Consider the following 21226-nt stretch of genomic DNA (forward strand, 5'->3'; position numbering starts at 1 on the left):
AACCACCAATGGCTACGCTGGAAGCGGATACGCCCCGCCAGGTCACGCAAGTCCGCGAACAGCTTCACGAAACATTTGACGGTGTCGTCGATGACAGTGACATCGCGCACCATAAAGGAAACGGCTACGAGCAACGCTTCCTCTCGCGTGCCCTTGCCGCGCTGGCCGTACGGCGCCTCGCCAAATGCAGTGCGACGGAAGCCGCATCCTTCGTCACCGATGGAATTGCTGACCAGGGGCTAGACGCTATCGCACCACTGCCCGATAGCGGACACGTCCTGCTGGTGCAGGCAAAATGGAGCGACCAGGGGTCTGCAACCTTTGACGTTGTCGCGGCGACGAAAATGGTTGACGGTCTAAACCGCATCGAGAGCGAGCTTTATCAACAGTTCAACGAGCGTGCGGCGACCCTTGCGCAAGAGGCACGGCCGCTGCTGATCACTGGCAAAACGATTCTCGTGATTGCCTTGATGGGCACTGTCCGGCCTTCACCACCAGCGCTTGAGGTACTTCAGAACGCCCTCAACGAATTCAACAGACACGGCGCGCGTTTGAGCATCGAAGTCTTGCTGGCCAAAGATTTTCATGAGCAGATCCACGCTGACCTTCGACCGGACCCGATTTGCCTCGAGGTGCGATTGGATGACTGGTACCAGCAGAAGGGGCCCCTCGAGGCCTACCAGGGCACAGTCGCCGCGGAGCTGGTTGCCGACTGGTTCGAGGGACATGGCACAGCACTTTTCGAGCACAACTTGCGTGCGCCGCTAGGCACCACAGTGACCAACGCGGCGATCGGTCAGACCTTGACCTCGACACCCACCACGTTCTGGCACCTCAACAACGGAATCACGATGATCTGTGACGGGCTAGAAGTAAGGCATGACAGCGCGAAATCACCTCAGAGCCGACCGACCACCCTCACGGTGAGGGGCGCCAGCGTCGTAAACGGTGGACAGACTGTCCGCGCCGTCGCCAGGGCAATGCACGATGATGGCGAGACCGCCGCAAATGCCACGCTGAGCATCAAGATCATCAACACCAAGGGCGACAAACAATTCGGGATAGACGTATCGCAGGCAGCCAACCGGCAGAACGCTATCGAACAACGTGACCACATCGCCCTCGAACCTGTGCACCAGGCGATCAAGGCGAATCTGCGCGCCGAGCTGCGCAAGCACTACGTGATCAAACGAGGGGATCAGCCTCCGGCTCCTGAGACGGGCTGCTCGCTGGACGAACTCGCCCTCGCCCTTGCCTGTCTGCACCCTGACGCCGAGCAAGCGGCTCGCGCCAGCAGCTCGATGGAGAACCTCTGGGAGCTGGGGCCTAAGGGCAGCCACACTGTGTTGTTCCATCGAGAGCCCAGCCCGCAGAAAGTCTGGCGTTCGGTACTGACGCTCCGCGCGGCGCGTAGCGCCGTATACGAGGCCGGTAGCGAGCTCAGCAGCGAGCTCAGCGGACGAGAGGCCGCCGTCGCTGAACACGGCGGATCTCTAATCACTCATCTGCTGTTCCAACACCTCGGTGGAGCAAGTATCGATGATCCCGATTTCGATTGGGACAGCGAGGTCCTGGAGAAGATTCCGGCACTGGTCCCAGAGCTAGTCCGTCGGCTGGCATATCAGATCGAACTGACTAGCCCTCGGCGCGAGGTCCGAGTTATGTTCAAGTCCGCAACGGACTGCCAGGATCTCGCCTTCCAAGTTCTGGAGCAGGTCGCGGACGGGATCATTATCCCCGAGCCAACCGCCAAGCTTCGCAAACCGCGGCGGCGGAATACCGTGCCCCTCCTGGTCGATCGTCGCGTTATCAAGGAGGGGACCCTTCTTTGGTATAAAGGTCAGACCGAGCCAGAGCGCCGCGCACTGGAAGATTGGCTCATCGAAGATGAACGGCGACGGCAAGCCACTTGGGTCAACCACCGGACAAAGTCGATCCTGTGGGCATATGACGGGCAGCAGTACTCGCCGTCGGGACTGGTCTCGAAAATGTGGTGGGACGCTGGGTGGGACGACCGACCGGTGGCGAACCAAGGCACCACTCGCTGGCACCTCGCAGACGGCCATACTCTGTGGGGTCTGGCCCAGCGAATCCACCGTGAGGACGGTGAGGAGATAGACGATCAGGAGGCTGAGGCGCTGACCCAAGGGTCACTTACTCCTACGGACATATGATTGCTACTGCGCGTGACCTGCGCGATGCGTTGACCGACGCACACCCAAGCCCACCATCGCATCGAAAGCCCCGACATACCTGGCGAGCCGATCGCCAAACGGCTGCCGAGGTCGAATGGTCTTGGCAGCGGACCGATTCGAGCGGCGACCGCCGGAAGGATCAAAAGTGTGCGAGAGGTGCCGGTAGTCGTCAGGCGGTGGCGACCACCGAATCGTTGATCGACCGGATGACACCGACGAGCCGTTTCGTCTGCTCGGGGGCGAACAGTTGTGTCGGCCCCTGCGGCGCCGCGTCGGTGAACGGAGCCTCGAACAGCAGCTTCGGGTCCATCTCGCCGTGCCGGGTGAAATGACCGATGACGAGGTTGATGAAGTTGATCTGGCTGGCGGTGGCGGTGCGTTCGCCGAGGAATTCCGCGAACGCTTCCTGCACGGCCTGCTGATCAAGGCCGACGAGGGAGCGGATGAACCGTCCGAGTCCGTGGGCGTTGGCGACGGCGCGTTCCATAGCGTCGGGCTCGCCTGCACCACTGTGGGCCAGCAGTTGCTCGAGTGATTCCAGGTCGACCGGGGTCAACGACTTGCCCGTACGCAGCTTCTGCAGTGCCAGGTTATCGGGCTGGCGGCGCAGATAGTCGCGCGCTTTCGCGGTGTATCGCTCGACGTCAGTACCGGACCGCATCTCCGGCATCTCCCGTTCGACGACTTCACCGAGGGTGTCGGTGAAGTCGGTGTAGACCACCACACGCTTCTTCTTTTCGAGCAGCCCGACAATGGCTCGGACCTCACGCCGAGCGTGTTCGAGCATGTCGACGGTGACGTCTTCCCACCACTCGTCGCCCGCCAACTCGCGCAGCAGTTCCTCTTTGGCCTTCACCTTCGGGATGGCCAGACCGTCGTCGAGCAGTCCGTCCGCGACACCGCGGATCGTGTCTTTGTGCCGAGACAGGATGCCGTCGCCCACCACGACAGAGAGCTGGCCGCGCAACATGGCGAGGTCGAATCGTTTCGCCATCTCGTCGGTGTCTCGGACCGTAGTAGGCAGGTCGGCGAGGCTCTTTGCAATGAGCTCGGCGGCCTGCTGTTCGAGCACGGAATCCCAGGCAGCGCGGTCGGCGTACTTCTCCACCTCACGGCGCCGGGTACGCACGATGAAATTGTCCAACCGCATCCCGGCGACCTGCCCGTGCAGCAGGTCTGCAGTGTCGCGGCGCAAGTCTTGCGAGGCGCCGGACCGGTCGAGGGCGGCGAGCAGTTCGGTTCGAATGGTGAACAGTCGCTGCGACAGTGACGGCGCGAGCGCGCCTTCGGATGCCTCGGGGTTCTGTTCGAAGTAGTCGAAGTTGCCGCACGCGTCGAACACGAAGAAGTCGGTCTTGTCCTGGCCGGGACCGTACAGATCGGGGCGCAGCCGGGTACCGCGTCCGATCATCTGCCAGAACTTCGACTTCGACCGGACTGGCTTGAACAGCACAAGATTCACGACTTCGGGGACGTCGATGCCGGTATCGAGCATGTCGACGGAGATCGCGAGGTGCGGTTCCTGATCGGGCTGGGAGAACTTGTCGATCAGGTCCTGGCTGTAGCTGACCGAGTGGGTGATCACGCGGGCGAACGAGCCCTTGAACTCCGGGTAGTTCGCGTCGAACCGGGCGGCGATGAACTGGGCGTGCAGCTCGTTCTTCGCGAAGACGATGGTCTTGCCCAGGCGGTCACCGCCCGCGACGCGATGCCCGTGGGTCATCAGGGTTTCGAGGACCTTGTCGACAGTGCTGGTGTTGAACAGCCACTTGTTGACGGCCTCGGCCTGGACGGAATCGGGGATCTCGTCTTCGGCGACGTCATCTCCCCAATCGATGGATTCGTACCGTTTCTTCTCCTCATCGGTGAGTGCGGCGTAGCGAATCCCCTGCAGCGGGAACGTCAACGGCACGTCCACCGCGCGCGGCCGAACGAGATACTCGTCGGCGATGGCCTGGTCGAGCGAATAGTCGTTGGTCGGAACACCGGTTTCAAGATGGAACAGCTGGTAGGTGTTGAAGTCGACCTCGTCCTTCGGGGTCGCGGTGAGCCCCAGCAGCAGCGAGTCGAAGTATCGGAAGATGTGCCGATACTTCTGGTACACGGAGCGGTGCGCCTCGTCGATCACGATGAGGTCGAAGTGTCCGGGATCGAATCTTCTTGCACCACCATCAGTTTCGTCAATGAGACCCATCATCGTCGGGTAGGTGGAGACGTAAACCCGTCCCTCGGTGTTCTTGTCGGTCAACAGATTCACCGGCGACGAGTCGGGCAGGTGTCTCTTGAACGCACCGACGGCCTGCTTGACCAGCGCCTTGCGGTCGGCGAGAAACAGCACTCGCTTGACCCAGTTGGCGCGCATCAGCATATCGGCGAGCGCGACGACGGTGCGCGTCTTGCCTGCCCCGGTGGCCATGACAAGCAGTGCGGCACGCTGGTTTTCGATCTCGAACCGCTCGGTGACGGCGCGGATCGCGTTCTCCTGGTACGGTCGGCCAGCAATTTCCTGGGGGACGGGAAAATCTGCGAGTAGCTTCATCGACGTCCGGCGGGTGACGAGGAGTTCGAGTTCGTCACGGGTGTGGAAACCAGCGACCTCCCGTGGCGGGTAGCGCAGGTCGTCCCAGAAGTGGTGTTCGAATCCGTTGCTGTAGTAGATAACCGGCCGCCTGCCGTACCTCTGCTCGAGGCAGTCGGCATACAGCTTCGCCTGCTGTTGCCCAGCCATCGGATCGACGGACGTCTTCTTGGCCTCGACGACAGCCAGCGGCAGTCCATCCGCGCCCCACAGCACGTAGTCGACGAATCCGTTCTTGTCATCGGGCATTCCGACGACGGGAAACTCACGGTCGCGCTTCTGGTCCAGCGCCCAGCCGGATTCGTGGAGCATGAGGTCGACGAGGTCGCGGCGAGTCTGCGCTTCGTCATAGTCGTGCGTGTCGGGCGCTGCTGCGCTGGCTTGTTGCGCGGCGTGGATCTGGGCACGCAATTCCGTGACCAACTGCTCGTAGCTGGCCTTATCCAGGTCCGCTGTCTGCACAGCCTCGTCGCGAGCCTTGAGCTGCGCGATGAGGTCCTGTTTCTCAGACTCGGACTTCTCGAGCTGCGCATCCTTGGCAGCCAGCTCTGCTTCGAGCTTCCCCAACTGCGCGACGGTCTTCGCAACGACGGCACCGCCGCCGGGCTTGGGCAGGCGGGCGGGATCGAACTGCTGCTGCGGCGACGGCTTGCTCGACGGCTGCGTGGCGTAGGTTCGGGCCAGCCACGACATGATGTGGAACAGCTCGGCCAGGGCCTTCTGGCCAGAGTCCTTGGACACCGGCTTGTCGTCGTGGACGGCCGCGTTGCCCAGGCGCCGGATGAGGTCCATCTTCGTGATGAGCCCGTGGCCGACCACACCGACGAAACTGCCCTCGTGGATCCGGGCCGCGAGGTCGGACTTGTACGGCTCAGGCAGGTTCTTGGTGCGGTAGATCCACTGGACGGTGTGTTCGACGGTGCGGCGCGCGTAGAAGCACGTGGTGCGCGGGTCGAACAGCGCGTCACGCTCTGCTTTCCTGGCTTCCGCGTGCAGTTGTGGCCATTCGGCCTGCAAAAAGTCGAAGTTCCCCACCATGATCCCGCTCTCCAAACTCGTGTGCGCACCGCGCAGTGACGTGCCGTCCCGTGCTCGATCTTGGCACAGGAGTCCAGACTTTGCCGGAGCCCTCGGACATTACGGGCAGGGTCTGACAAGTTCGCCTCGTCGGGACAAGTCCTGGTGCTCAGGCGCCGCTGATCCGCCCGAGGACGTCGGCGGCGAAGGCGCGGTTGTGATACTGCGCGTACGGTCCACGACCCTTGGCCACCAGATGCTCGGCGAGCGGGCGAATCGCCGCAACCAGGGGCAAGCTGAAGAACTGCTCGTCGGCACCTTCGTGGGAAAGGAACCAGCCGATCACCGCCCCATCGCCGTCGGCCGAGGCCATGTCGGACGGCTGAAACTGCAACAGCGGGAACATATTTCGCAGCTGATCCAGAGTGCGGGAGATCGCTGCGGTGAGCGCGGATTCTGACACGTACATCGCGACGCGGTAGTCCACGACGTCGCCACCCTCCAGGAACCGCTCGACGTAGAGCACTTCCATCGGCCCGACGTTCAGCGTGAAAAGACGCTCACGTTCGGCGGTCTTGTTCGTGGTGGGAAGTGCGCTCAGCGTCCACCGGTCTACTTCCCCACCGGCGGGGTCGTCGAACGCGTCGGTGAGGTAGTCGGCGATGAGGTCCATCGCGGGGTCGAAGAACGGGTCCTGCTGCAGCTCGACGAAGTTCGCGTGTCTGGCGGATGGGTGGACTGTGCTCATTCGAAGTAGTCCTCATCGACCTCGACGACGGTGAAGGTTTGGCGTGTCTGGACGGCGACGCCGTAGCGGATCATCAGCTCTGCGAGGCGTGCACCGTCGATGAGGATGACGCGGGTGCCGAGGTTGCGCGAGTACTCGCGGGCACCCGATGTGAATGTGCTGGTGGTGATGAAGATGCCGCGGGCGGCGCCGACACCGTGCAGTGCGCCGACGAACCCCTGGATGTCCGGACGGCCGACCGTGTTGTCCGCTGCGTAGCGCTTGGCCTGCACGTAGATGCGTTCGAGACCGAGCGGGTCCTGGTCGATAACACCGTCGACGCCACCATCGCCTGATCCACCGATCCGGGTGGCCCGACCTTCGGTGCCGCCGTAGCCCATCGCGACGAGGACATCGAGCACCGACTGTTCCAGGAAGTCGGAGTGCTGTTCTCGCAGCCGCTTGAGGAGATCGGCGGCAACCTCGGCGTGCAGCCGACCGACGCCGCCTTCGATCTGTTCGAGTGGGTCGACTTCCTCGTCGGTGATATCTGCGTCGGTTGCGGTACCGGTATTCGCCGTACCAGCACGCACCGGGGTGTGAGCACGGTACGCAGGGAGCGCCTGCAGGATCTTTGCGGTGACCCCGGCGGGATTGGCCGCGAGCAGCGCACGACCCGCGTCGGTGATGACGAATGTCGCGCGAGCCGGCCTGTCCACCAGTTTCCCGCGATACAACGCGCTGAGCGCCCACCCGATCCGGTTGTCAGCGCGTCGCTGCCCCGACTGCAACACCTCGGCCCGTTGCTCGGCCGTCAACCCGATATGGTCCTCGACCGCCGTGTGGAGGTCTCGCTTGCGCCAGATCTGGCCGTCGGTAAGGACTTCCAGCACTGGAGTGAGGAAGCCGGACCAAATCGGTATCGCCGACACAGGGATCGGGGCGGTCACAGCTCACCTCGGAACGCACGGGATTGAAGGGAGGCGAAGAGGGCGTCTAGTTCGGCGAGGGCAGTGCGGTGCCCGCTCTTCAGTCGGTCGATCTCGTCGATACGACGTTCATAACTTAGCTGCTGCTCGATCGCTGGTCGCGGCACCTCGACCGTCAACAGCTTCGCCTTCGAGATGTTCGGCATCGAGCCCGCCGAACCACCGGCCAGTCCCTGAATCGTTCGCCTGATTGGCGGGTACATCAACACCGCCTGCAGGTAAGTCGCGGTTATCGCGCTTCTGGGGTCGATGCGCAACCTGAAGACTAGATCGGGCATAAGCAGTTTTGTTCTCGTCTTACGAACTAGCGCCGCAGCTCCAACCAGGTTTGCAGTATTCTTTCTCGTGAACAGGAGGTCGCCGACCTTGACCTCATGGCGCACATCGGGCTCGACGTCCTCTGGAAGTGCCTTGTTCTGACCTGGATTGAAAACCCCGTAGGTTACCGCGCCCAGCTTGAGAACGCCGTACTCATCGTCGGTTGCCGGTCTAGCGTGACAGGTAGGGCTCCATCCCGATTCGATTCCCAGCAGGATGTCTTTCAGCGCAGCCTTCGGCCACCTGGTGTGAATTGTCTGCGCATCGCCGAACGTGTTGACAAAGATCGACTGGGTCAGCTCGTCGACGCGGGAGAGGGCTTCGCGGCGCTTGGAGCGGATGGCGTCGGCGTTGTCGAGAATCGCTGTAATCCGCCGTTGCTCCTCGATCGACGGCAGAGGAATATTCATACCCTTCAATCGAGCGAAGGGGATGGACTTTCGCCGTTCAGCGGAGCCGGTACCAAGCATCGGATATTCCGCAATCGCGCGGGGACTCTTTAGGTACCGCGCCAGGTATCGCGAGTCAACACGAGATTCGTCGGTAGCGAATACCGTGTACATCGGGCTGATCAACGAATCGACCGGCGCAATACCGATCGAACCCTCGTCCAAATGAATTGTTGCATAGGCAAACTCTCCAGCTTGGACAAACTTGTATCCAGATAGGTCCCGGCTGAACACTTGCTTGTTGAAGTACTCAGCGCTCGGAACGAAACCCGCATGCTTTGTAACCGAGTACACGGGCAAATCGATTCGGTCGCCTGCCTTCGAGCCCGAGGCGGTTGCTACCTCGCCCAATGGCACTTCACGCATTGGATTCACTTCCCACCACCCGCGAGCATTTCCCGCAGCTGCATCATGCCGTCGCCGATCTCCTTCTCAAGCCGCTCCAACTCGTCGAGGATTTCCAGAGGTGAACGGTGTTCAGCCTCCTCGTGCACCGCCTCTTTGTACCTGTTCAGAGACAGGTCGTAGCCCTGCGCGACAATGTCGCCCTTCGGGACGCAGAAACTTTGATCGGTCCGCACCCTATCCAGCTCGGAGCCCTCGCGCTCATTCCAACGCCGCAGCACATCGGGCAAGTTGTTTTTCTCATGTTCGTCCTCACCCAGTTCTGCGAGGACACCGATCTTGCCCTCGCTCAGGAGCGCACTGCGCTTGTCATCAAGCGAGTAGCCTTCTGCACGCACGTCGTAGAACCACACGTTGTCAGTGCCGCCGGAGTTGGTCTTGGTGAAGAACAGGATCGCCGTCGACACACCGGCGTACGGTTTGAATACACCCGATGGCAGCTTCACTACCGCATCGAGCTTTTGCTCCTCTACGAGAATTCGGCGAAGCTCCTTGTGCGCCTTCGACGATCCGGACAGCACCCCGTCTGGCACGATCACCGCCGCACGCCCACCAGGCTTCAGCAGTCGCAGGAACAGTGCAAGGAACAGCAGCTCGGTCTTCTTCGTTTTCGCGATCCGCTGCAGATCTTGCGCGGTGTTCTCGTAGTCCAACGATCCGGAGAAGGGTGGATTCGCTAGGATCAGCGAATACGCCTCAGCGTCAACGGTGTTCGCCTCCGCGAGAGAATCGCGGTAGCGGATGTCGGGCTGCTCGATACCGTGCAGCAGCATGTTCATCGACCCGATTCGCAGCATCGTGTTGTCGAAGTCGAAGCCGTGGAACATCTCGTGGTGGTAGTGCTGCTTACCGGTGCCCGAGTTAATCGCGTCCGCGTGGTTCGCACGCAGGTACTCCGACGCGCCCACCAGAAAGCCGCACGTCCCGGACGCCGGGTCGACGATGGTGTCGTGCGGCTTCGGCGCCGTCATGTGCACAATCAACTCGATGATGTGGCGCGGGGTGCGGAACTGGCCGTTCTGCCCGGCGGAAGCAATCTTCGCGAGCAGGTACTCATAGATGTCGCCCTTCGTGTCGCGGTTCTCCATCGGCACCTTGTCCAACCGATCCACCACACGCTGCAACATGCCCGCGTTCGGGATCGTGAGCCGCGCGTCCTTCATGAAGTGCGCGTACGTGGAGTCCTCGCCGCGCATCTCTTTGATGAACGGGAACACCCGGTCGGCGACGATCGCAAACATGTCGTCGGCCTGCCGGTCCCGGAATACAGACCAGCGCAGGTCGTTGTACGGCCGACCCTTCTCGTCTTTCCCTGTCGGGAACGGATTGCCCTCGATCGGCTGCTCCAGCAGGTTCGCCATCTCCAGCGCGCGAGTCTGCTCATCGTCGAGCCGACGAATGAACAGCAGGTAGGTGATCTGCTCCATCACTTCCAGGGGGTTGGAGATACCACCCGTCCAGAACGCGTCCCAGACTGCGTCGACCTTGTTCTTGATCTCACCGGTGATCACGGAAACCGATACCTGCCTGTTCTACTCGACGAAGACCAACTGAACTGTATAGACCACGCCACCGACACAACGTGCCCCCGCCCCACCGCGGCATCAATCGGGAACTTTGCGCGATCGGTAGCGACCCATCGAAGCCCAGCCGAGCCGCAGATTGCCGCGAACGACCTGCGCGACGGCGCCCGCCCTAGACGGCAAACACATCCGTAGTAGGTCGACGATTTCACGCCGGTCGAGCACCACGCGCGGCCCGGCTCGTGGTCGCGGCAAGCAACGGATTGCAATCGCTGACTGGGTGCCGCATCGATGTGGCAAGCTCCCGGCCGATAGGTCACATCCGTTGCGGTGCAGCCATTCCCAACTGCTCCAACCCCATCTCCAGCGTTCGAGTAGTCAACTGGCACAGCGCGATTCGGTTCGATCGGACCGGTTCAGCAGCCGCGATGACCGGGCACGCGTCGTAGAAGGAGGTGTAGGCACGGGCGAGTTCGTAGAGGTAGCCCGCCAGCCGATGCGGCTCCAGCAGGTCGGCGACCTCGGCCAGGACAGTCCCGTAGCCATCGAGCACCAACGCCAGCTCCCGCTCGGCTGGCTCAAGCAGGACAGCAGTATCGACCGTGGACGGTGTCGTGGCGTCGGCCTTGCGCAGGATCGAACACACTCGAGCATGGGCATACTGCAGGTAAACACCGGTGTTGCCGTTGAGTGTCGTCATCCGGTCCAGATCGAAGGTGTAGTCCTTGACCCGCGATGTCGAAAGGTCCGCGTACTTGACCGCACCGATGCCCGCTTGCTCAGCGATGGTGTCGAGTTCGACGGCAGTCAGGTCCGGGTTCTTCTCCGCGACAACAGCACGAACACGAGCGGCGGCCTCGTCGAGCAGCCCCATCAACCGAACCGTTCCGCCTGCACGGGTTTTGAACGGTTTGCCATCGGGCCCCAAGATCGTGCCGTACGCCACGTGGTCCAGCTGGATCGCGTCGGTGAGCCAGCCCACCCGCCGCGCAGCTTCGAAGATCAGCTGAAAATGCAGCGCCTGCCGCGAATCGGTGACATACAGCAACCGATCCGCATGCAGCGAAGCGATGCGATACCGGATCGTGGCCAGGTCAGTGCTGTCATAGCCGTACCCGCCGTCACGTTTGCGGGCCATCAGCACAACAGGCTGATCATCAGGACCTGTGACCTGCTCCGACAACACGACGATCGCGCCATCGCTGTCGACGGCTACACCCTTGTCGATGAGTTCGGTGACCGTATCAGCCAATTGATCGTTGTAGAACGACTCACCGACGTAGTCATCCGGGGTCAGCAAGACACCGAGCCGGTCGTAGATCGCACCGAAGGCCTTCTCGGACTCGGCGACGATCTCTCGCCACCGCGCGACCGTGTCGGGATCGCCGGCTTGCAAAGCAACCACCCGCGTTCGTGCCCGGTCAGCGAAGGCCGGATCGGAGTCGAACTGGGCGCGGGCGGCCTTGTACAGGCTGTCCAACGCTGACACCGCACTGGTCTCAGCGTCGAGTTCTTCGGCGTGCCATGCCGATTCGGGGTGCTCGTCGATGTACTGGATGAGCATGCCGAATTGGGTGCCCCAATCGCCGAGGTGGTTTGCGCGCACGACATCAGCACCGAGGAATCCGAAAACCCGGGCCAGGCTGTCACCGATGATCGTGGTCCGCAGATGCCCGACGTGCATTTCTTTAGCCACGTTCGGCGCGGAGTAGTCGATGACCACCCGATGCCCGTTCTCGGTGGTCGGCACACCGAGACGCTCATCGGCAAGGCGCGCGGCGACGCTTTCCCAGATCGCCCGATCAGCGAGAGAGATGTTCAGAAATCCCGGGCCCGACACCTGCACATCGGCGATCACACCATCAGTGAGATCAAGCTGGCTGGCGAGCTCACCACCGAGTTGAGCCGACGGCATTCCGACCTTCTTCGCCAACGGCAGCGCAGCGTTGGATTGGAAGTCGGCCCGATCGGATCGTCGCACTACCGGGTCCGCATCCGCCATTTCCGGGCGAACTCGCACGATCGCCTCCGACACAGCGGCAGCGACACGTCCGAGCAGCGGCACAATACCGGCAGAGCTCACCTTGGATTCCTTTCGGTGGGGATGGTGAGCCCATTGTCGCAGGTGCGTCATGCGGCGTGACCAGGACCGACCTGTTCGTCGCGGACATGGCATCGGCGAAACCGCGCGCCGTCGATCACCTCGACCAAATTCCGGGCGACCAGCGATGCCAGTCCGGACTGAACGATCGAGCACAGGCGAGCGCCCGGGGTGTAGCCCAGGAAGTCTTTGCCTCGCTCTCCTCCGGGTCCTTCGGTGAGTGCCCGTACGGCGTCGAGCACGGTTACTTCGGGTACCCCAAGTATCGAAATCGCGAGCACCGCGACCGCCTGCTCCGCCCTCGCCCGGTCAGCGCGGTACCGCGCCACGCTTCCACCAAGGAACACGTGTTCACTGGTCAGGGCGTTGAGAATGAGTCGTTGGGCAAAGGCCGGCGAATTCAACCAGCGTCGGTCGGCAACGACAGGAGCCGGGCTGAGCACACCGCTGATTCTCGAGAAGCACCGCAATCCAACTGCGCTGTCGACATCGGCGTAGGTCGCGAAAAGCTTTGTCTCGTAATCGACTTCCGTGTCACTGCGTAGCCCGAAGTCATCGTGGATCTTGCACACAGCGGCAACCAGGTCGTTCATGATGTGACAACCGGGGCGATGCCGTCCAACCAACACCAGATCCAGGTCCGAGTCCGAGTAACCAACGCCGACGGCCTGTGAGCCGTACGCCAATCCGTAGCCGCCGACCGGGGTACTGGTGCGACATAGCTGCGCCGCGGCGGCAAACAGTTCGGGAGTCACGACGCCAACCCGTCCGGAAGCGATGCACGCGGATGCGCGACTGCGTGGAAGTCGATGAAATGGACCCCGCTCGGCAGCGCGACACCACCTTCCGGCATTTCGTATCGGTCGATGAACTCTTCCACGGCCCGCCCGAGTTCGAGGTCGTCGAGCAGTTGGGGGTGGTGCTTGAAATGGACGCCGAAGAACCATTCCCGGGCAAATTCACGTGTGGGAGCCCACGCCACTCCCCCGAGCCGCGTGTGGGTCAGTGTGCCGTCGCCGCGGTTCTCGGCCTCGCGAAGCGCATCGATCAGGACGTGCCGGGTGTAAGCGCGGCCACCGCCGGGGAATGGCGCGACTGTTTCCCAGGCCTGCGTCACCAACTGCTGTTCGGGGCTTTCAGCGTCGAACAACATCGCCAGCAAGTGCCCACCCGGTGCAGTCAGCCCAACCAGGTCGAGCACGAACTTCCGCGCGTGCTCAGCCGCGACGGCCTGGTCACCCCGTGGCTGCACGCCCGCCGACGACAGCTGCTCGAAGAACTCGCCGATCGGGTAGCTCAACGACCAGAACGCCGTTACCAGGTCGAAGGTCGCCGCTCGGTCGGCCGCGAGCAGGGAGGTCACGGCGTCGCTGGTGTCCGCGCAGATCGTTTGGGCGTCGGGGAACTTCTGCGCGACCGCGGCCACCATCGTTTCGCTGTAATCGGCCAGCACGAGATCTCGGGCGTAGGGTGCGATCGCGTCAGTGATTAGGCCTGTGCCGCAGCCGAATTCGACGACGTTCAACGCTGCACGCGGTGCCGCATGGTGTTCGGTGAGCCAGTCCGCGACCAGGTCGATGTCTTCGGTGCCGCCGTAGAAATGCTGCAACAGCAGCTTGTCGTAGGTGCCTGCCGTCTCGTACACCGCGCGAAAACTCGAGTTCGTCATGCTGCTTGTTCCTCCAGATCCGAGGCGAGATTGTCGAGGTAGGCGAGAACTTCGTGCATATGGGATTCGGTGAGCCCAGGGTTGTTGGCCATGAACCTCAGCGGATACACGACCGATCCTTTTCGTAGGCGCCCCAGGTCATCCGGCAACGTGAATTGGTGCAGGTGCCAGCGGCCTTCGGCGAGGATCCGCTCATGGAGGGCGATGTTGAGCTGATTGACGCGGTCCAGCGCAGGCTCGTCGATACGGCCGAGCATGCTTCCCGCCGGTAGGTAGGCGAAGACAACCGCCGCCAGGTCTGGGTCGTTGAGCCGAACCAGCCGTGGGTGCGCGTCGACCAACTCAGCGAATCGTCGAGTCAGCTTCTGTCGATGGTCGGCAAGTTCCGCGAGTCCCGCTCGGCCGCGGCCGAGCATCATCATCCACAGCTTCAGCGACATCCATCCCTTGGTGCCGATGAACGGAGTGACCTGTCCGAAGGCGAAGTCTTCCTGCATGATCAGATCCGAGTAGGTCGAGATCGTCCGCAGCACAGCAGGTTTACGCACCAGCAGTGCGCTCAGCCCGTAGGGCACGGCCATGATCTTGTGCGGATCCACGGTGATGCTGTCGAACTCGGCGATGCCGTCGATCTTGGCCCGCAACTTCGGGCTGAATGCCGCGAGCAGCCCCCAGCACGCGTCCGCGTGCAACCAAATACTCGGGTCAACTGCCCGCACGAGATCGTGCACGGCTCTCAAATCCTCGACCGTCTGAGTTCGGCTGTCACCGGCATAAGCGACCACTGCCATGACGCGATCACCGTCTTCCCGCAAAATTCGGGCGAGTTCGTTTCTGTCGTAACGGAATCCTCGAGTGGGGACTTCGATCACCTGCGCCCCGCACCCGATCCACGTCAACGCCGCCTTCACGCTGTAGTGTCCGATCCCTTTCGGAACCACCACTGCCATCCGGCCGGGGTTGGTGACACCTGTATGCATCGTGCCCGGCGCTTTCGCTTCCCTGGCCAGCATCATCGCGACGGTATTGCTGGTGGTCCCGCCGGGAGTGACCATGCCGCCCACATCCCACACCGTGTGCACCGCATCGACCGGTGGATTCGCGTAACCGAGCAGGTCTCGCAGCCATCGCAGCACGGCGATCTCGACAAATGTGGCGCTCGGGCAGTCGAACGACTGGTTGATCATGTTCTGCTGCGTCAGTACTGCCAGCGCGCTGCCCATCAGAGCGAGCTGGTCATCGCCGGTGTCACCGAAACCCATGAACCGTGGCGATGCCTCGTTCTTGCACAGTGGCAGCACATGATTCACAAACTCGGCCAGGACCTCCTCACCAGTCATGGACTGCACCGGGAGCTCAGTGACCAGCAGGTCTCGGATCTCGCGTGCTGTGCTTCGCCGACCGAATATCTCGGGGCGGGCCTTGAACTGCAAACCGATATCGACCGCGCGGTACAACAAGCCGGTCGTTGTTGTCTCTGAATTCTTCACTGCTCCAGCGTCTCTCCGACCAGAGCTGGGGTTCCAACAACAGGCTGCTGTACAACAGCCTGTTGTATCGGGTCAGGGCAGGTCAGCGATCGCCAACCGAAGGGCTGCGGCACCTGCGGCTTGGATCGGATGCTCCGCGATGACCTGCTCGACCCGCTCAGAAGTGAAGGGCTGCAACTCGAGCACACGCCCCTCGTCGTTGTCGGCCACGATCTCGCCGAACAGTTCATCGAAGACCGGTCCGTCGATGATCACGGCAGTCAACAGGTCCGTGGCGAAGCTCAGCGGATCGACGCCAAGGCCTAAGCAGTAGGCCTCGACCGATCCGTCGTCGAGGCCCTCCGTGAGCTTGGAGGCGAATTCCCATGACTCGTAGCCGATCGGGGCTTGCTCGCTGCCGTGGTCCTCATCGGCGCCACACAGTTCCTCGGAGAACTCACGGATCATGTTGCGCCAAAGGGAGAAGTCGTTTCCCGTGTTCCACTCGGCGTACCCCGAGGGCTGGAAGATGCCGACCGGAACTACCTGATACATCCCGCCGGCGTGTCCGACCTTTCGTGGGTCACGCCAGTGCAGGAGGAACGACCGGTTGCCGGTGTCGACATCGCGCCGGATTGTGAGCGTGCTGATCGCGAGGTTCGCGCGACGCTGCCCGAGGTCGCATGGGTCGGTGATCGCAGCGCGTACGCCTGGTGCGACCTGTCCGTCGCGGTAGGCAACCGCGAACTCGTGAGCAGCCGCTTCTCCCACATCCACACTGTCGAAGTAGTGCCCCAAGCTAAATCGCAGAGTTGGCGATTGACCAGCCAGCTCCGCATGGAGCAACCGGTAAGTCGGCCGATTCTCGAAGACTGTCGGTGCCGCGACATCGCCGACGACTGCGGAATATGTCTCATACTCTCCATCGTCGGCGCGCACAGGAAGGACAGAACTTCGCGGTGGCTGGGCTGGGAACGACAGAGCTTCCGTGGGGGACCAATCCAACCTGATGTCGTTCACCGGAATTGGCGAGGTCGGCAGCCACTCGCGTCGTGCGAGTAGCGCGGAATCGGCCACACGGTGCGCGTCTGGGTATTCCCCCGCCGCGGCAAGGTCCAGTTCGGTACGGTGTTCACGCAGATAGGAGCGGGTTCGGGCCCACGCCTGCTCGCTGTCGGTCAGGGTGCGCGATTGCGTGGGCATGTGATCTCCAGATTCCTCAGCTGATCAAGCTGTGTCGATGCTGCCATGCCAGCGCCAAGCACGCTGCTCCCGGCGCGGCCATGGGTTCGGCTTCCAGCATCCGCGTCACCGACTCCTCGGTGAACGGCACTCCATCGGCGGCTCGTCCATCACCGATGCTGACTACCTCACCTTCCTCGTTGAACTGCACCATCGTGCCGAAGATTTCGTCGAATACGTCGTCGTCGATGACGACGACAGTGAGCAACGTGGCAGCCAATGTCAGCGCGTCGAGCCCGAACCCGAGTAGATGCGCGGTGACCTTTCCTTGCGCACGAGCCGCACTGAGCTGCTGATAGAACGACCAATTCGCGTAGTCGATCGGAACACTTCGTGTCCCGTCATGTTCTGGATGGCCGAGCACCTCTTCGGAATACTCCCGAACCATGTTGCGCCACAGGGAGAAATCGTTGCGGCGGTCCCACAACCCCATACTCGACGGCTGGAATTCACCTGCCGGAATCACGTCATAGACCCCGGCCGCGGTCGCGACACGAGAAGGGTCACGCCAGTGCAGCAGGAACGACGGCGGTGCTGGGAACCTGCGAAGCCGGATCGTCAACGTGGTGATCGCGGGGATGATCGCGCGCCGTGCCGGATCGAACGGATCTCCGATGAGCTCACGGAAAGGCAACCTGCCCCTCAAGTCCGAAACGTCGGCGGTCGGATGAGCCAGACAAGCCGCAGCCAACTCGTGCGCGAGTGCCTCGCTGACATCGAGTTTGTCGAAGTAGCTGGCCAATCCGAAGCCCAATGCACCGGATGTGACGGTGCCACCGAGATACCGGTAGCTCGGTCTCGACTCGAAGAGTTGAGGCGGGTCAAGATGTTTCACCGCTGCGGAATACGTCTCGAAGGCGAGCCCTGGAACGCGAAGCGGGCGCACGGGCGCGGTCTCTCCCTCGGCTCCGGTGATCTCGGCGAGTTGCGGTCCCTCATCGAGTTCGAGACGAATCGAATCCAAGTCCATTGGGGCAGCAGGCATCCAACCGTCGCGAGTGATCAGCGATGTCCTCGGAAGCCGGTACTCGTCCGGATACCACGCGGTCGCCAGTCTCGCCAGGTCGTCGCGGTGGTGATTCAACCAGTTGCGTTGAACTCGCCACCGACCTCGACTGGTGGCCACCGCAGGAGTGTCATCGGCGCCCGCACGGCGGTGAGCGCGGCCCACGATTCCGAGCTCCTCGGGAGGAATCCCCAGAACTCGAGCGAACCCTTGCCGTTGCTCCAGCGTGGCCTTGCGCGTTCCCTTCTCGACCTGACTCAGGAACTGCTGAGTGATCCCCAACGCATCAGCGACCGCGGCCTGATTGGTCCCACCCGCAAGCCGGTACTCACGAACAACCTGGCCGACCGTCGGCGCGGCAACGCCGTCCCCGTCGCGCCGCAACCACCCGGACGTCTGCATCCCATCCACGATCGGCTCCTACCCAGCCAGTTCGTGACCGTTGAGATTCCGGTCGATGACCATTCGAGCAGATAAAGGGAATCCTGTCACTGCTTTTCGGGGCTGAGCACCCGTTCGTTTTGCAGGGCAGCCATAGTTTCCGGTCACACCGATTCCGCTTCTTGTCGATGCCGATCTGTAGCTTGCCCATCAGCCAGCACCGGCAGCAAGCAGATGCAGTGTGGGCGACCGGTGCCACGAGCGGCCGCGGTTCATCATCAACTACCCGACAAAACGGCACTGGCGCTCCCCCAGTCGCCTGGCCGATGTGGTCGCGGGCCTTCCTACCCTTGTCGAGACCATCGAACGGAACGAGATCCGATCCGCGGCCATCTCGGCACTCGGTTGCGGGTATGGCGGTCTCAACTGGGCAGACGTCGAGCCACTGACCCGCGAGGCTTTGCAACCGCTGTCCGGCGTGGTCGATGTTCGGCTCTCTTCACCAGTCAGCAATGAGCGACCGGTGGGGTGAAGCAGACTCTCGAATTAATATAAAGATGGCAGACTTCCGCGGATCGTCTCGAGCTGCGGACGTGTCGGTTTCTCCCTGAAAGTAGCCACACCGTGATACGAAGCGCCATAACGACATTGACGATCCTCAGCGCCACCGCTCTTTCGAGCACTGCCTGCGGAATGATCACGGCATCCGGAGGCAGCGCTGAGAGCGTTTCCTGCACAACTGAGTTCCGGTTCGGCACTGCAGAACCTCTCGGCCTCATCAGCCGGTTCGCTGACCAGTCCAATGCCGCCGCCGAAACTGGGGACCCAACTACCCTGCGCGCCATCGCCGATAGCGCGGGGTGGCAAGGCGGCTGGGATCGCCTGGTCGAGGTGCCGCAGGACATTACGACCGACGAGCTGAATCGTCGAACCGGCACTACTTCCGCATGCTGGGAAAACATGCCGACGAAGTCGGATGCCGGGGGCCCGACGAAGGGCTACTACTTGTTCCTCAACGGAACTCAGCCCATTCAGACGACGTCCTGGTATGGAAAGGCCGATCACGCTATCAGTTTCGAGGGGGCCGAACAGATCCTTGCGGACACGCCTCTCATTGGGACCGGGCAAGGCGCCTTGCGGCCTGCGTAGCAACGACGCGCTCTTTCGCCGCCACCCGATCGCGCAGCAGTCCCACCGGCTGTCCGGTGCGCGCTGTCGGACCGGACAGCTACAGTCCGGGCCCATGAAGGACCACGGTTCGTTCGATCTGCTCGTGGATGCGGTCAGGGCATTAGATCCTCGACCACGGGAGCGGCAGTGGGTAAGCCTGAGTTTCTGTGTCCTCGACGCGGTGTACAGCATCGGCGCCAACTACGACAAGCACGTGGTGCCGGTCGTACGCCGGATAGCCGACGACTTCGGGATCAAGGTGCGAGCCGCCACGCCGGCCGCTGCGAAGTCGATCGCCGACCCCGTGCCTCTCGATGCGCTACTTGAGCGCTACCCGGACACGGATTCACTCCTGGCAGTGGCAAACAATCGTCAAAACACCTCTCCGCGCGGCGGAATTCACAAGGCGGACGCAGTGATTCGCTACGCGAAGATCCTCGACCACCACGGTGTTCAAACACTGGCGGATGGCCGCGCCGCGATATTCGACAACCCGCTGATCGATCAAATTGACAACGAGTTGCGCAGCGTGCCGGGCGAAGGTGCATCGGGTGTCAGGCGTGGGCATTTGTGGATGCTCATCGGTGACGAAAACCTGATCAAACCCGACAGAATGGTCCTCTGGTGGTTGGCGCGCAACGGATTCGATGTCGATGCACCGACAGCACGGACGCTGCTCGCCGAAGTGGCCGCAGCATTGAGCGTGCAATGCGGTCGCGTCGTGACGCCGTGGGAAGTGGACCACGGAATCTGGCTGGCAGCCCGCCTCCGGTGAGGAGCACCAGCACCTCCGTCGTGGAATTGCTGGTAGCTGCGCGGGTCGATGGAGATGTCTTCGCCACGATGGGAGTAATTATTGAGGCTGTCGTCGCGAGCATCGAACCAGCTCACATACCTCGGAGGCGGCGGCGCGACGGGCTGATCGAGGTGAGCCAGGACGGTAGCGGTTCGCGGGCTGCGAGCCACTCCTGGGGCACCCCGGTTCCAGTGGCGGTGCCGGTGTAGGCGGCGACGATTCCCCCTGCGATAGCGCACGTGGTATCGATATCGCCGTCCGCTTCGATGCAGGCGGTGACTGCTGCCGGGTAGTCGTCCAAATGCGTTGCCGCGGCCCACAATGCGAACGGCACCGTGTCCTGCGCCTTCACTCGGGATCCGTTGCCCAGTTCGTGTGCGGCCTCGGCGATGGTTGCGTCGAGCAGGGCACGAGCGCGACGGACGCCACGCGTTGTCTCACCGGGTTCGAGACGGTCCAGGACGGCGGTGAGGAATTCCGTTGCAGTGGGGACCTTTTGGGTGCGGCGGGCATGAGCCGCCTGCCCAGCGGCAACTGCCACCGCGACCGCGCCGGTCACTCCGTCAGGGTGCATATGGGTGACCTGCGCTGACCGAACTGCTTCGGTGACAACCCGTTGTGGATCGTCGAAGTAGTAGGCCCCCAGCGGGGCGACCCGCATAGCCGCACCGTTGCCGCAGGAACCCTGACCTTCGAACGCCGCTGCTGCTACTTCTCGCCAGTGCGCACCATTTTGAATACGTCGAAGGGTCGTGACTGTCGCATGCCCGTAGTCGCGCTCCGGGGAGAAGCGGCGCGCGAAACCCGCGGCCAGCCGATCCTGGTCGGTGCACTGGTGGCGGCGTAGTTCGGCGACGAGGCTGCAGGCCATCTCGGTGTCATCGGTCCAATCCCACGGTGCTGGTGGAGGGTTGCCCGACCGAAGATCCGCAAGTGACCTGCCCATGATGAAGAACTGTGCACCCAGCGCATCGCCGGCGGAGAGCCCATCGAGCGAATCGAGCATCAGTTCGAGACGACCGATAGTGGGATCCGACCGCCGTCTCCATCCGATCACGGTATCGACCGCCTTCCTGGCTCGGGTGCGCAGACCGGCTGAACTGCATTTACCGCGGTGTGAGCGCCCACGATGTTGTCAGGGGTTGATCGGATTGCCGATGGGATCGAACACTCGGCGTCCATCGGGGGCGA

Annotated in this window: 16 protein-coding genes and 1 pseudogene; 4 read left to right on the top strand and 13 right to left on the bottom strand. The window is 62.5% G+C overall.

Annotation, left to right across the window (positions count from 1 at the left end; genetic code table 11):
* Positions 1-8: 8 nt before the first annotated feature.
* Complete coding sequence (locus ACFWUR_RS27230) at positions 9-2174, top strand: AIPR family protein (RefSeq protein WP_378910585.1); 2166 nt, start codon at positions 9-11, stop codon at positions 2172-2174.
* A 190-nt stretch (positions 2175-2364) separates the two neighbouring features.
* Here ACFWUR_RS27230 and ACFWUR_RS27235 read toward each other — a convergent pair whose 3' ends face one another.
* The 12 genes and pseudogenes from ACFWUR_RS27235 to ACFWUR_RS27290 form a co-directional block, all read right to left on the bottom strand.
* Positions 2365-5811 carry a DEAD/DEAH box helicase family protein gene (locus ACFWUR_RS27235; RefSeq protein WP_378910587.1) on the bottom strand — a complete coding sequence of 1149 codons (3447 nt, stop codon included), beginning with the start codon at positions 5809-5811 and terminating at the stop codon, positions 2365-2367.
* A 148-nt stretch (positions 5812-5959) separates the two neighbouring features.
* Positions 5960-6538 carry a hypothetical protein gene (locus tag ACFWUR_RS27240; protein ID WP_378910588.1) on the bottom strand — a complete coding sequence of 193 codons (579 nt, stop codon included), beginning with the start codon at positions 6536-6538 and terminating at the stop codon, positions 5960-5962.
* Entirely contained in the window at positions 6535-7467 is a 933-nt protein-coding gene (locus tag ACFWUR_RS27245; RefSeq protein ID WP_378910589.1) for a restriction endonuclease, read from the bottom strand. The genes ACFWUR_RS27240 and ACFWUR_RS27245 overlap by 4 nt, the downstream gene beginning before the upstream one ends.
* Positions 7464-8639: a restriction endonuclease subunit S gene (locus ACFWUR_RS27250; RefSeq protein WP_378910591.1), complete on the bottom strand. Its 1176-nt coding sequence runs from the start codon at positions 8637-8639 to the stop codon at positions 7464-7466. Before ACFWUR_RS27250 ends, ACFWUR_RS27245 begins: the two co-directional genes overlap by 4 nt.
* A 5-nt stretch (positions 8640-8644) precedes the next feature.
* Positions 8645-10189, bottom strand: a complete 1545-nt coding sequence (locus ACFWUR_RS27255; RefSeq protein WP_378910592.1) for an N-6 DNA methylase — start codon at positions 10187-10189, stop codon at positions 8645-8647.
* Positions 10190-10517: 328 nt separating this feature from the next.
* Entirely contained in the window at positions 10518-12284 is a 1767-nt protein-coding gene (gene argS / locus ACFWUR_RS27260) for an arginine--tRNA ligase (protein WP_378910594.1), read from the bottom strand.
* Between the two features lie 47 nt (positions 12285-12331).
* Positions 12332-13057, bottom strand: a complete 726-nt coding sequence (locus tag ACFWUR_RS27265) for a hypothetical protein (RefSeq protein WP_378910595.1) — start codon at positions 13055-13057, stop codon at positions 12332-12334.
* Positions 13054-13971 (bottom strand): methyltransferase, encoded by a 918-nt coding sequence (locus ACFWUR_RS27270; RefSeq protein WP_378910596.1) that lies wholly within the window; start codon positions 13969-13971, stop codon positions 13054-13056. Before ACFWUR_RS27270 ends, ACFWUR_RS27265 begins: the two co-directional genes overlap by 4 nt.
* Complete coding sequence (locus tag ACFWUR_RS27275; RefSeq protein ID WP_378910597.1) at positions 13968-15461, bottom strand: pyridoxal phosphate-dependent decarboxylase family protein; 1494 nt, start codon at positions 15459-15461, stop codon at positions 13968-13970. Before ACFWUR_RS27275 ends, ACFWUR_RS27270 begins: the two co-directional genes overlap by 4 nt.
* 72 nt (positions 15462-15533) lie before the next feature.
* Positions 15534-16379 carry a hypothetical protein gene (locus ACFWUR_RS27280; RefSeq protein WP_378910598.1) on the bottom strand — a complete coding sequence of 282 codons (846 nt, stop codon included), beginning with the start codon at positions 16377-16379 and terminating at the stop codon, positions 15534-15536.
* A 280-nt stretch (positions 16380-16659) separates the two neighbouring features.
* Positions 16660-17667, bottom strand: coding sequence for a hypothetical protein (locus ACFWUR_RS27285; protein WP_378910616.1), 1008 nt, complete (start codon positions 17665-17667; stop codon positions 16660-16662).
* Between the two features lie 204 nt (positions 17668-17871).
* Positions 17872-18090, bottom strand: a pseudogene (locus ACFWUR_RS27290) (helix-turn-helix domain-containing protein); the annotation flags it as partial.
* Positions 18091-18310: 220 nt separating this feature from the next.
* On the opposite strand from ACFWUR_RS27290, the gene ACFWUR_RS27295 reads away from it, so the two are divergent.
* The 3 genes from ACFWUR_RS27295 to ACFWUR_RS27305 all read left to right on the top strand — a co-directional run bounded on the left by ACFWUR_RS27295 (position 18311) and on the right by ACFWUR_RS27305 (position 20014).
* The gene (locus tag ACFWUR_RS27295; protein WP_378910599.1) at positions 18311-18601 is read left to right on the top strand and encodes a macro domain-containing protein; all 291 of its coding nucleotides are present in this window, start codon (positions 18311-18313) and stop codon (positions 18599-18601) included.
* A 116-nt stretch (positions 18602-18717) separates the two neighbouring features.
* Positions 18718-19218, top strand: coding sequence for a hypothetical protein (locus tag ACFWUR_RS27300; protein ID WP_378910600.1), 501 nt, complete (start codon positions 18718-18720; stop codon positions 19216-19218).
* A gap of 94 nt (positions 19219-19312) precedes the next feature.
* Complete coding sequence (locus tag ACFWUR_RS27305; protein WP_378910601.1) at positions 19313-20014, top strand: hypothetical protein; 702 nt, start codon at positions 19313-19315, stop codon at positions 20012-20014.
* Between the two features lie 112 nt (positions 20015-20126).
* Here ACFWUR_RS27305 and ACFWUR_RS27310 read toward each other — a convergent pair whose 3' ends face one another.
* Positions 20127-21041 (bottom strand): ADP-ribosylglycohydrolase family protein, encoded by a 915-nt coding sequence (locus ACFWUR_RS27310; RefSeq protein ID WP_378910602.1) that lies wholly within the window; start codon positions 21039-21041, stop codon positions 20127-20129.
* Positions 21042-21226: the final 185 nt, after the last annotated feature.

This window comes from Nocardia sp. NPDC058633, assembly GCF_042717045.1.
Classification (GTDB): Bacteria; Actinomycetota; Actinomycetes; order Mycobacteriales; family Mycobacteriaceae; genus Nocardia.